The 12,282-nt window shown below is 39.9% G+C and carries 12 protein-coding genes; 5 read left to right on the plus strand and 7 right to left on the minus strand.

Annotated features, from left to right (window positions below):
* Positions 1 to 117: 117 nt before the first annotated feature.
* Positions 118 to 360, minus strand: a complete 243-nt coding sequence (locus AC0VYV_RS01980; protein ID WP_475366400.1) for a hypothetical protein — start codon at positions 358 to 360, stop codon at positions 118 to 120.
* Between the two features lie 176 nt (positions 361 to 536).
* Between AC0VYV_RS01980 and AC0VYV_RS01985 the strand changes: the two genes are divergently transcribed.
* Positions 537 to 1,364 carry a nucleotidyltransferase gene (locus tag AC0VYV_RS01985; protein WP_475374391.1) on the plus strand — a complete coding sequence of 276 codons (828 nt, stop codon included), beginning with the start codon at positions 537 to 539 and terminating at the stop codon, positions 1,362 to 1,364.
* Between the two features lie 49 nt (positions 1,365 to 1,413).
* On the opposite strand, the gene AC0VYV_RS01990 is transcribed toward AC0VYV_RS01985, so the two are convergent.
* From AC0VYV_RS01990 to AC0VYV_RS02010, 5 genes are all read right to left on the minus strand, one after another.
* Positions 1,414 to 1,563 (minus strand): hypothetical protein, encoded by a 150-nt coding sequence (locus AC0VYV_RS01990; RefSeq protein WP_283153130.1) that lies wholly within the window; start codon positions 1,561 to 1,563, stop codon positions 1,414 to 1,416.
* Positions 1,564 to 1,628: 65 nt separating this feature from the next.
* Positions 1,629 to 3,086, minus strand: coding sequence for a carbon starvation CstA family protein (locus AC0VYV_RS01995; protein ID WP_475374392.1), 1,458 nt, complete (start codon positions 3,084 to 3,086; stop codon positions 1,629 to 1,631).
* Between the two features lie 137 nt (positions 3,087 to 3,223).
* A complete protein-coding gene (locus tag AC0VYV_RS02000; RefSeq protein WP_283153128.1) occupies positions 3,224 to 3,952 on the minus strand; it encodes a LytR/AlgR family response regulator transcription factor in 729 nt (242 codons plus the stop codon).
* 3 nt (positions 3,953 to 3,955) lie between these two features.
* Entirely contained in the window at positions 3,956 to 5,689 is a 1,734-nt protein-coding gene (locus AC0VYV_RS02005; protein WP_475374393.1) for a LytS/YhcK type 5TM receptor domain-containing protein, read from the minus strand.
* 179 nt (positions 5,690 to 5,868) lie between these two features.
* Positions 5,869 to 7,245, minus strand: a complete 1,377-nt coding sequence (locus AC0VYV_RS02010; protein ID WP_475374874.1) for a sigma-54 interaction domain-containing protein — start codon at positions 7,243 to 7,245, stop codon at positions 5,869 to 5,871.
* Positions 7,246 to 7,542: 297 nt separating this feature from the next.
* On the opposite strand from AC0VYV_RS02010, the gene AC0VYV_RS02015 reads away from it, so the two are divergent.
* Complete coding sequence (locus AC0VYV_RS02015; protein WP_475374394.1) at positions 7,543 to 8,745, plus strand: ornithine--oxo-acid transaminase; 1,203 nt, start codon at positions 7,543 to 7,545, stop codon at positions 8,743 to 8,745.
* Positions 8,746 to 8,851: 106 nt separating this feature from the next.
* Here AC0VYV_RS02015 and AC0VYV_RS02020 read toward each other — a convergent pair whose 3' ends face one another.
* Positions 8,852 to 9,229 carry a PH domain-containing protein gene (locus AC0VYV_RS02020; protein ID WP_194222382.1) on the minus strand — a complete coding sequence of 126 codons (378 nt, stop codon included), beginning with the start codon at positions 9,227 to 9,229 and terminating at the stop codon, positions 8,852 to 8,854.
* A gap of 214 nt (positions 9,230 to 9,443) precedes the next feature.
* Here AC0VYV_RS02020 and AC0VYV_RS02025 point away from each other — a divergent pair, with 214 nt between their 5' ends.
* The 3 genes from AC0VYV_RS02025 to AC0VYV_RS02035 all read left to right on the plus strand — a co-directional run bounded on the left by AC0VYV_RS02025 (position 9,444) and on the right by AC0VYV_RS02035 (position 12,215).
* Complete coding sequence (locus AC0VYV_RS02025; protein ID WP_475373218.1) at positions 9,444 to 10,250, plus strand: alpha/beta fold hydrolase; 807 nt, start codon at positions 9,444 to 9,446, stop codon at positions 10,248 to 10,250.
* 246 nt (positions 10,251 to 10,496) lie between these two features.
* Entirely contained in the window at positions 10,497 to 11,531 is a 1,035-nt protein-coding gene (locus AC0VYV_RS02030) for an ATP-grasp domain-containing protein (RefSeq protein WP_475374395.1), read from the plus strand.
* A gap of 15 nt (positions 11,532 to 11,546) precedes the next feature.
* Complete coding sequence (locus AC0VYV_RS02035; RefSeq protein WP_475367443.1) at positions 11,547 to 12,215, plus strand: vWA domain-containing protein; 669 nt, start codon at positions 11,547 to 11,549, stop codon at positions 12,213 to 12,215.
* Positions 12,216 to 12,282: the final 67 nt, after the last annotated feature.

Below are 12,282 nucleotides of genomic sequence, written 5' to 3' on the forward strand. Positions count from 1 at the left end.
TGTGACAAAGATCACATGAAAAGGTTTACATGAAAAATTAATTTTATAAGGTAAAATAAATATGATTACATGAGAAGTCTATGTAAAAAAACGCTCAAAATCTGAGCGTTTTGCTTTTTACCAGAAAAAGAAAGGTGACCAGCTATAAGCGGCGATGGAGGCAAGACCGACTGCAATGAGAGCCGCTCCGAAAAAGAAGTAGCTTCCAAAGCCTGGACCATCGTTTTGGCCATCCATTGGTCGAAGATAGACATTGTCGCGGTCACAATGATCGATGTAACCGTAATGCGTTTTGCCATCATGACAGCGAATGGCTATACACCTACCAGCGTTTTTAGTGAATTCGTCGTGATAAGACATGTTATTCCTCTTTTCTTGTTAAATGTAAGAGTCGGGAAACTCTTAGATCGTGCATTATTACTTTATGAAATTCAGATAGATGGGGTTTGGACAGGAATGGAGCTGAAACAAAATAACGGCTCTTTTGTAAAAGGAATAAAGTAGCTATGATAAGGATAGAAAGAAGGAGGGATGAAATGGACGGTATTAAACAAATTGGGTCTTTCTATCAAGTCGATCATAAGGGGTACCTTGTAAATGATACGTCCTGGGAGAAAATCAATAGAAACTATCGAAACGCGATCGATCGTGCTGTGGAGATTTTAACTATAGCTATGCCTTTAAGCAGTATTTATTTAAGAGGATCAGTGCCAAAGGGGAAAGGAATAGAAGGTGTGTCTGATCTGGATCTCATTGTTTTAACAGAGAACGGGAATGAGCAAGTAGCTGAATTATTGAATCAACAATTAGTTGATGAATTTCCATGGTTAAATGGGTGTGAGATAAGTTTCTATTCAGCTAAAGAGTTAGAGGGGTTAACTTCCTTTTCAATCATTCCATTCATGCTGAAAACGTCCAGTCTCTGTGTTTATGGAAAAGATGTGGCAAAAGCTATTCCTAGGTTCAAGCCACATAGAGCTCTTGCAAATGATCATCTGATTCAGCTAGAAAACCACATCGTTCAGGCAAAAAGCGAGCTTGTTGGAAATGAAGATAGTGAAGATATAGCGGATTGCTGCGGATGGATTATGAAAATCATTGTCCGGAGCGGTCTCGCGCTTGTGATGGAGAAAGATCCAAAGTATACAAGAGACCTTTATCCAGCTTATAAGCTGTTTAGTAATTTTTATCCACATAAAGAGTCTTATATGAAACAAGCCTTAACATACGCTGTATTTCCTACATCCTCAAGAGAAGAGATTACTCACTTTTTGGATCAGTATGGGAAATGGCTTATTCAAGAAGCGAATGATTGGCTAAATGAGTATAACCCTGAAAGAGTTCGGCATCTTTCGATTGAGTAGTAAAAAGGGAGCGAGATCATGGATTCGATCTCGCTCCCTTTTTAAAATTTCATAAATAGGTGATTAGCGCAATTCCGCAAAGAAACAAAACGCTAAGAATCACTTTTCCAAAGAGAGGGAGCTGTTCTTTTCCCTTCTCATTAATACGTTCTTCTTCCTCTTCAAGAGTCGTTTTATCTTTCGATTGGCAGCAGCCCATATCATCACACCTTTTCGGTTTAATACGCTATCCGTCAAAGGGGATTCTCTGTTCAATGTATCCCTTTAAGCAACGCTATCCTTATCCCAACCGGAGATATCGATTTCTAGTGGAATGTTGGCAGCGCGTTGCTTGCGAGCAGAGTAGAAGAAAGCTACAATAACGGCGATCGTAATGATGGTTGCGCCGATGTAGGCGACATTCATTGGTAACCGAAAGCCGATTGGTGCATTAAGAATGTAAGTTGTCGTTGCCATTGTGATAAAAATTGCTGGGATCATGGCAATCCAGTAGTTTTTCTTTGCAATAAACAAGTACATTGCACCAACCCATAAGGCAATCATCGCTGTAGACTGGTTAGCCCATGAGAAGTATCTCCATAGAAGGGTAAAATCAATTTTCGTAAGCCCAAATGCGACAACGAATAGCGGTAGTGCGATCCAGAGGCGATTTGTTACTTTACGCTGTGAGTAATTAAAGTAGTCTGCAATAATCATACGAGCACTTCTGAAGGCCGTATCGCCGGACGTGATTGGAAGGACGATAACACCAAGAATGGCAAGCGTTCCACCGATCGCACCTAGCATGAGAGTAGAAGCTTCACTTACAATCGCAGCCGGTCCACCATTAGCAAGCAGTTCATTTAACCCAACCGGTCCATTGAATAAGCTCATAGCAGCAGCAGCCCAAATCATCGCAATGACACCTTCTGCAATCATCATTCCGTAGAAAATGTTGCGACCTTGTTTTTCATTTTGCGTTGTGCGTGAAATGATTGGCGTTTGTGTAGCGTGAAATCCAGAAAGTGCGCCACAAGAAATTGTTAAGAATAGTAATGGAAAGACTGGTGCATTGTCAGGGTGGAAATTACTTAGCGTGATTTCAGGAATCGGTGCGCCAGTGAACACAAGTCCAGCACCAACGCCGAGTGCGCTAATAAGAAGAAGTGCACCAAAAATCGGATAAAAGCGTCCAATGATTTTATCAATCGGTAACAATGTAGCTAGGATATAGTAAACAAAAATTGCTCCTAGAATAAGACCCATTGTTGCCCAGCCGTTCATTAAGTTGTTCAATAGTCCAGCTGGTGCTGTGACAAACACCGTTCCTGTTAGGAGGAGAAGTAGCACAGCGAAAGCATTCACAACGTGCTTCATCACTGTTCCAAGAAACTTTCCAGCAAGTTCAGGTAAGTGAGCGCCCCTGTTACGAATGGAGATCATTCCTGTAAGGTAATCGTGAACAGCTCCTGCGAAAATACAGCCAAATACGATCCAGAGAAAAGCGACTGGCCCGTAGAGTGCACCAAGAATCGGTCCGAAGATTGGACCAACTCCTGCAATGTTCAATAATTGAATCAAGGAGTTCTTCTTCGTGTTCATTGGAAGGTAATCGACGCCATCCTGATGCGTATAGGCGGGGGTTTGACGTGCTTCCTTAATGCCAAAAATTTTCTCAACAAATTTTCCATAAGTAAAATAACCAATAATAAGAAGTGCAATTCCTGCTAGAAATGTATACATGAAATCATCCCTTTCCGTACAATGTATGCGTTTACATAAAGTATAAGAGATGAGAGGGAGGAATGGACTAATTCCGCTCTAACATGTCTGAAAGTTGGATTGAGATGTTTGTATGAAAGACTGAAATGCACTCGGAATTACAATTCAAGTTCTGTACGTAGTGCTTTTACATAATTACGACTTACAGAAAGCTTTTCTCGAACACCTTCTAATTCAAGCTGATAAGCACCATTAAACCATGGGGTCAGGCGCGTCACGTAGTGAAGATTAACAAGATATCCTTTATGAATTCTAAAAAACGAAAAGGAGGATAGTCGGCTTTCAAGTTCTTTTAGCGCCATCTTCACTTCGTACTCGCCATTTTTTACAACGATCCGTGAGACTTTTTCATCGCGAAAAATAAAGAGGATATCATTGGGATCGAGGTAATGAATCTCACCTTCTAGTTCAACTGAGAGCTTGCCTTTCTTTGGCGGAGGTTCTTCTTTAGTAGATACTTGCATCAACTTCTCTAGACGTTGTACGGTTTGATGAAGCTGTTCTTCATCATAGGGTTTCAGAAGATAGTCAATCGCTTCATATCGAAAAGCTTCTGCAGCAAATTCAGGATAAGCGGTCGCAAAAACGATTAGAGGAGATTTCTTAAGTTCCAATAAGGCTTTTGCTGCTTCCATCCCATTCATTTTGGGCATCTCAACATCAAGAAAAACAACATCTGGTTGAAGTTGAAGTGCTTTGATCACTGCTGTTTCACCTGAATCAGCCTCACCGATCACATTTATCGACTTAAAATGTGAGAGTAAATGAACGAGTTCCTGGCGGCTGTATCGTTCATCATCCACGATTAAACATTTCATTTCGTTCATCTATTAGTCCTCCATTAGTGGAATCAAAAAGCAAATGGTTGTACCGTTGCAAGGCTCGCTATGAATGGCAAGGCTTGCTTCGCTTCCAAATAGCATTGTTAGGCGACGATTAACGTTATAGAGGCCAAGCCCTGTACCAATTTCTGACGACACGTGTACTCTACCAAGCTCTGGTAAACGATCAGGGGAAATCCCTTCACCGTTATCAGTTACGCAAACAGTAACCCCGTTTGGATTTTGAGCAATTGTAATTTCAACAAGACAATCGTTTTCCTTATTTTTGATACCATGTTTAATAGCATTCTCAACAATCGGCTGTAACGTGAGTGGAGGTAATTGGACGGATAATACACTTTCATCGATTGTATATTTAACGGTTAGTCTGTCTACAAATCGTGCTTCTTCCACTTCAAGGTAGGCTTTCACGTGTTTTAACTCCTGGTTAAGCGAGGTCATGTTCGCTGTAGTACCAGATAAATTTTGTCTTAAAAAGTGTGAAAGGGAAACGAGTAATTTACGTGCTTTATCAGGTTCAATACGAATTAACGAAATAATTGTATTCAGTGAATTAAAAAGAAAGTGCGGACTGATTTGTGCTTGTAATGCTTTGATTTCGGCTTCTTTTGCGAGCTGATAGGCTTTATCCGCTTCAGCTATTTCTAACTGATTACTAAGAAGATTGCTGAGACCGAGAACGAGCTCAGTAATAATATGGGTGATCTCTTTTTCCGATCGGAAATAGAATTTTAGCGTGCCGATTGTTTTACCTCGCTGTTTAAGGGGAGCAATAATGGCTGCTCCGAGCGGACAATTCTTCTCAGCACAGTGAATGGTTTGATCATTTGCTATAACAATTTCACCTTTATGAATCACGTCTTTTGTAATGGTCGTTTGAATCTCGTGTCCTGATTGATGATGGTCGTTCGCAAGGCCAACGTGACTTAAAATGTGTGTACGATCCGTTATCGCTACTGCGCTACCTTCAATTTCTCGATGAAGAATCTGACAGACTTCATGAGCTGAAGTCTCAGAAAGCCCTTGTCTTAGATAACCAAGTGTTTGATCTGCGATACGAAGGGTTTTCTGTGCCTGAAGCGCACCAGCTTTTTCTTCCTCGTTTACAACATTTTTTATGATAAGGAGGAAGAGAGCACAGCCAATTCCGTTTGCGAGAATCATTGGAATTCCGATCACTTCTACAAGAGCCATGGCATTTTGAAACGGTTTTGAAAGAAGCAAGATAATGAGCATTTGAACGGCTTCTGCACCTGCACCGATCATAAAGGCTGATCGAAGTTTTACATGACGGTTTCGTTTGTGTAGAGAGCCAGCGATAAGTCCAGCAATAATGGAGGCAAGTCCACAAGCTACTGCTGTAAATCCACCAAGCATATAGCGATGAATCCCTGCAATTAGCCCTGCACCAAATCCAACCCTCTTTCCACCAAGAAGTCCAGCAAGAACGACTCCGATTACTCTTGAATTCGCGATGGCTTCGTCAGAAGAAACTTCAAGTGGCCATGAATTAAATTGGAGTGAATCTGTACTAAATGTTAATCCTGTATATGTTCCGATGATCCCAAAGAAACCAAAGAAGCCAATCGCAACATACTGCTGCTTACGAGCAAGCTGATCGCTGTATATCATATCTCGGAAGAAGCGAAAGCGGGTTAGCACAAACGCAATTGTGACGATAATGCCAAGTCGCTCTAGCATCGTAAGCAAGAGTTCGAACATGAGGGAAAGCTCCTTTCTGGTCTTTGTGGTGCCTGTCACCACCCGGTTTAAGTCAAATTCTGTCGAATGATAAAGCGGTTACTTCTTATTATACGTGTTTTAATGAAGAGATAAAATGGATGGAAGAGAGAAGGCGAATCACTCACACATAAGCTACGATTTCATCTAGCCTCTTATTTTTACGTTTGAATATCAAATTTCCTTAACCGATACTGCAAGCTTTGTCTACTTAGACCTAACACTTTTGCGGTTTTTGATATATTGTTTTTATTTTCTTGAAGCACCTTTTGGATATAAACTTTTTCAGATTTTTCCATTTGTTCTTTCAATGGGATGGGTTGACTGGAATGATGAATGGTAAGTTGATGAGCCTCAATCAAATGCCTTTCTTTTTGTAATGGCGATTTATTTCGATACTGAATGGGCAAATGAGAATAGTGTATGATGTCTTCGCTCATCATTAAATTCATTGCCCCTTCAATAATATGTTCTAATTCTCGTACATTCCCTGGCCAGTCGTAAGCTTGAAATGATTCAGAGACTTCCGTATCTACTCCTTTAACATCCATTTGAAAGAGATCGTTATATTTTGAGATAAACGAATCCACTAATAAAGAGATGTCCTCTTTCCTTTCTCTAAGTGGAGGGATAAATAGAGTCACAACCCCAAGTCGGTAATATAAGTCTTTACGCATTCGTTCCTTCGCAATGGCTTCAATGGGATCTTCGTTCATTGTAGCGATGATTCTAACGTCAATGGCCTTATCTTCTGTGTCACCAATGCGCCGAATTGTTTTTTCCTGTAGGACTCTCAATAGTTTCGCTTGTAAATTCATACTTAAAGAATTAATTTCATCAAGTAATAACGTCCCGCCTTCTGCTTGTTCAAATAAGCCTGGTCGCTCAGTTGCTCCTGTAAATGCGCCTCGCTTCGTACCGAACAGAAGGCTTTCAATCAAATTATCAGGTAAGGCAGCACAGTTTTGCGAAATAAACGGAGCGGAAGAACGGTGGCTACCATTGTGGATGCTTTGAGCAAATAATTCTTTTCCTGTTCCGGTTTCCCCAACGATCAAAACAGACGACGATGTTCGTGTGCTTCGTTTTGTATTCTCAATCACTTCTTGAATGGCAAGACTATCTCCAATAATGCTATCGAATGTGAATCGAGTGTTTCCTTTTCGATTCATATTGTCACGAATTAACCGTTCAAGCTTTGTTACGTCGTTAGAAATCTCGACAGCGCCTTTAATAGTTCCATTTTCTAAAATAGGAAATGAGTTGTTAATTGTTGTGATTTCCTTCCCTTTATTATTGAAATACGTTTGCTTCACATTCGACGTTTCGATGCCTTTTTGAAGTGCCTTAACAAGCGTGCTGCTCTCATTCGCTGAGAACATAAAGACATCTAATAAATATTTATCAACAACATCCTGACGATCCATGGCTTCAATTTGCATCATTTTAGGATTATAAATGATCGTTTTGCCTTTTTCATCAATCACATGAACGCCGACGTCGATTTCATCGATGATTTTTTTGTATACATGATTCATAGTTTTAAGTGCTTTCCAATCGTTCTCCGTTTCATTATCCAAGTTACGTACCTCCTTTGTTACTACCGCTATTGTATGTATGGAAGTACATGGATTGCAATATTATTTTGCACACACATGCAAAATAAATCAATTGTATGCAAAGAGGTTTTGCATGGTGAAATTGAATAATCCCCGTCCTTCCTAAGATTTAATCGTTTTAAAAAGTTGGCATAAAACTTGCTTGTTACTAAGGAGAGGGAGAGCGAAGTTCTTTTTGCTCCTCTAGGTGAGGCGAACTTTTAAAGGAGGAAGAACATGAAGACACAAACAACGACTGAGAATGTGATTGAAAAAACAACCCAATTTGGAGCGAATAACTATAACCCGCTTCCAATTGTTATTACGGATGCAGAAGGGGTGTGGGTGAAAGACCCTGAAGGTAACCGATATATGGATATGTTGAGTGCTTATTCAGCAGTTAATCAAGGACACCGTCATCCGAAAATTATTCAAGCCTTAAAGGACCAGGCAGATAGCATTACATTAACATCCCGAGCTTTTCATAACGACCAATTGGCTCCGTTTTATGAGAAGGTAGCAAAACTAACAAATAAAGCAAAAGTTCTTCCAATGAACACTGGGGCAGAAGCAGTGGAAACCGCTATTAAAACGGTGCGACGCTGGGCTTATGATGTGAAAGGCGTTTCAGAAAATCAGGCTGAAATTATTGCATGTGTCGGAAATTTCCATGGACGTACAATGGCGGCTGTATCTCTCTCTTCTGAGGCTGAATACCAGAGAGGATTTGGTCCAATGTTACCGGGAATTAAATTGATTCCATACGGTGATATTGATGCGCTACGAAATGCCATTACACCAAATACAGCTGCTTTCCTATTTGAACCGATTCAAGGAGAAGCAGGGATTGTCATTCCTCCAGAAGGCTTTTTAAAGGAAGCTTATGATGTTTGTAAAGAAAATAATGTGCTTTACGTTGCAGATGAAATTCAAGCTGGTCTTGGGCGCTCGGGTAAAACATTTGCGTGCGATTGGGAAAATGTTGAGCCGGATATTTACATTCTTGGAAAAGCGCTAGGCGGAGGCGTCTTCCCAATCTCATGTATTGCTGCTAATGAAGAGATTCTTGGTGTCTTTAATCCTGGCTCACACGGATCCACATTTGGTGGGAATCCGCTTGGCTGTGCCGTTTCCGTTGCTGCTCTTGAAGTTTTAGAAGACGAACAGTTAGCTCAGCGGTCACTCGAGCTTGGAAACTATTTTCAAGAAAAATTAAAGGAAATCGATAACCCTCTAATTAAAGAAGTACGCGGTAAAGGATTATTTATCGGAGTTGAATTAACAAAGCCAGCAAGACCTTACTGCGAAAAGTTAAAAGAAGAAGGGCTTTTATGTAAGGAAACGCATGATACGGTGATCCGATTTGCGCCACCGCTTATCATTTCAAGAGAAGATCTTGATTGGGCCATAGCTAAAATCGTAAATGTGTTGTCCAAGTAATAAAGCAACCTTACTTTATAAATTTATGAATATTGAAAACTGAACAAAGAAGCTAGTGACCTAAGGTTCGCTAGCTTCTTTGAATTTTTTTTAGGATTGTAATACATTATCCACAAAGTTCAGTAAGGATCTTTTGAATCGTGTAGATGCTATCATCCTTCTTAAACTGCTTCGAGAAGGTAGGAGCCTGTGAACTGGAAATCCAGATTTTAAGCTCTGCATCAAGATCAAAGTGTCCTGCCGTTTCAATGCTGAAGTGCGAAATGCTCTTGTATAGAACAGAATGATATTCCACTTTCTTACCTGTCATGCCTTGCTTGTCCACAAACAAAAGACGTTTATCTGTAAAGACGATTAAATCCCTCACAAGCTTAAATGCAGCATTCACCTCTTCTGTTTCTGAAAGAATGGTAGATAGCTCTTTTTGCACATCTTCTTTCTTCATCGTTGAAGCGTTCCCCATAAATCCACTTAAAATACCCATTGTAACTCCTCCTTCACATTTGTATTATGTTCTCCCTCATATTCTAGCATAGGTAGTGCCTGTCACCACCCGAACGGGCTCGAATGCTGTCGAGCAATATATGGATAAAAGAAGAGGTTCTTGCATACGTATCGTATGATGCTCGTGATAAATACGAGTTAGCTATACGATCAGGATTAACGGCAATTATTTCTTATTTATAGGAGGGGTAACAATGCCATTTTTGAATATTAAAGATGATGTAGAGCTTTATTATGAAGATGTTGGTATGGGGCAGCCTGTGATTTTCATTCATGGCGTTTGGATGAGTAGCCGCTTTTTCAAAAAGCAGCTTCCGTACTTTAGACAAAAGTATCGTGCGATTTCTCTAGATTTAAGAGGTCATGGCCAATCCTCACACGTTCAAACAGGGCACACAGTGGCAAACTATGCTCGTGATCTGAAGAAATTTATTGACCAGCTTCATCTTAAGGACGTAATGCTAGTTGGATGGTCAATGGGGGCATTTGTAATATGGGAATACTTGCAGCAGTTCGGTGAGGATAACGTGAAGGGGACAGTTATTGTTGATGAGCTAGCATCGGATTTTAAGTGGCCAGATTTTGAAATAGGCGCATTTGATCTACCGGCACTCACCGGAATGATGAGAGAGATTCAATCGGATCAAAAAGGATTGCTTCAAGGATTCATTCCACTGATGTTTAAAAAAGATTTGTCTGAATCTGAGCTCGAGTGGATGTTAGCAGAGACAACCAAAATGCCTGCTTCCATTGCAAGCGCGATTCTTTTCGATCAATCCATCATTGACTGCCGCCCTTATTTAAACCAAATAACGAAACCAACGCTATTGTGTTTTGGAAAAGAAGAAAAGCTCATCCCAGTAGCAGCAGGGGAGCACTTAAATCGAGCGATCCCTAACTCGAAACTTGAATTGTTTGAAGAAAGCTGTCACTGTCCGTTTATAGAAGAAGCTGATAAGTTTAATCGAGTAGTTGATGAATTTATTGGAAGTCTGAATTAGTGCCTGTCACCGCCAGATCAAGCTTAGAAATTAAATAAACGTTTAATTAAGAATAGAGTGTGGACCTAATAAAGGTTCGCACTTTATTTTTTGCCGTATAGAGGAGAATTTCGAAACCTGTCGAATGTTTAAATTTGGAATGAAATGATAAACGGGGAGAGTGAAATCTCGAGATAAGTATTCATGTTAAGCTAACTGTATTAGCTGAATTAAGAAACAACTTTCACAGCAAAGAAGGAGTCAAACATGACAAAAATTTGGTTTAATAGATGGTTTACTACTGTGGCACATTACATAGAGTTAATTCGACAAAACGAAGATGGAGCAGAATTTGAAGTGTATGGTTCACACCCGAACGAAGATGCTTTGTATTTACAGTATTGCGATCATTCTTTTGTTGAACCTGATATTAGTGGCGATGCGTACGTTGCGTATTGTCTACAAGTTTGTGCTGAAAAGAACATCGATTTGTTCATACCTCGTAAAGAAAATGTCCTCATCTCGAAAAACCTTTCGAAATTCCACAGCATCGGTGTAAAAGTTCTCGTATGTGACGCAGAATTAATGGCTCTTATGGATAATAAAGCGGCTATGTACCAATCCATTCTTACAAAGGAAGCAGAGAAAAAGACATCGCTCGTTCCTATTCCAGATTACGCAGTTGTTACCAATGTAGAAGAATTCAAAAAAGCTTATCATCATCTTCGTAAAAAAGGTCATACTGTCTGTTTTAAACCTGTGATAGGTGAAGGCGCCAATGGCTTTCGGGTTATTAGTGAGGGGCAGGAAACGATTGAAGAACTTCTTACGGGTGGGATATCTAGAAGAATTTCAATTGAGCATGCTTGCTCTATTTTAAGTCAAAAAGATTCGTTCCCAGAATTAATGGTCTTAGAGTACTTAGATGGTTATGAGTATAGCATCGATTGTCTTGCGTATGATGGAGAGCTGCATCTTGCTATCCCTCGTAAGAAAGTTGGGGGAAGAGTAAGAGAACTTGAGAACAATGAAGAGCTACTAGAGATTGCACGAGCTATACACAAGGAATATAACATTGATTACATATCAAATATTCAAGTTAAGTTCAGCAATGGAATTCCAAAGCTTCTTGAAATTAACCCAAGGATGGCTGGGGGATTAAATATTAGCTGCTTATCGGGCGTAAACATCCCGTACGAAGCGATTAAACTGTTGCAAAATGGTGGTGATCCGTTCCTTAATTTAAATCCAGAAATGGGTATTCGCGCTAGCCATATAGAAAAAGAAGTTATTCTTTCTTAATTTAAAGGAGGCACTCTGATGAGTATTACATTAATGAAGAAAAACGCTGGTATTATTTTGAAGAAAAAGAATTTAGATCAAGTTGTAGCTAGAGTAGGTCTTGTCCTTGATATTAGTGGTTCAATGCGGAAACTATACAAAGAAGGCGTCGTTCAAAAAGTCGTCGAGCGAGTTCTTGCAGTCGCAAGTCAATTCGATGATGATGGTTCACTAGATGTATGGGTATACGATAATGAGTTTAGTCGATTAAAGCCTGTAACAGAATTTGATTTCGAAGGTTACGTGGATCGTCAAATTCTTTCGAACGATCTCGTTCATAAATTTGGTCGAAATGATGAACCTCTCGTTATGGAAGATGTCATTAGTAAATACGTAGAAGAAGATCCATCGAAAGAGCCCGTGTTCATTGTATTTATTAATGATGGGGGCTGTAAACGTGGAATTAAGAAAGCCATTGTCGAATCTTCAGACCAACCTCTTTTTTGGCAGTTTATTGGTATAGGAGATTCAAACTTCGATGTACTTGAGAAATTGGACACAATGACGGGACGGTTCATTGATAACGCCAACTTCTTCCATATAGGAGATATTGACCGGACAAGTGATGAAGTGTTGTACAATAATCTTCTAAATGAATTTCCTGATTGGTTGGAGGAAGCAAAGGATAAAAGAGTTATTCAGTAAGTAGCTAGTTCCCTATGTTAACAGAATCGACAAAATCTTTTCATTTTATCGTTGTTGCTCAATGGTT

It is taken from the genome of Anaerobacillus sp. QJM3NY_17 (genome assembly GCF_056173665.1).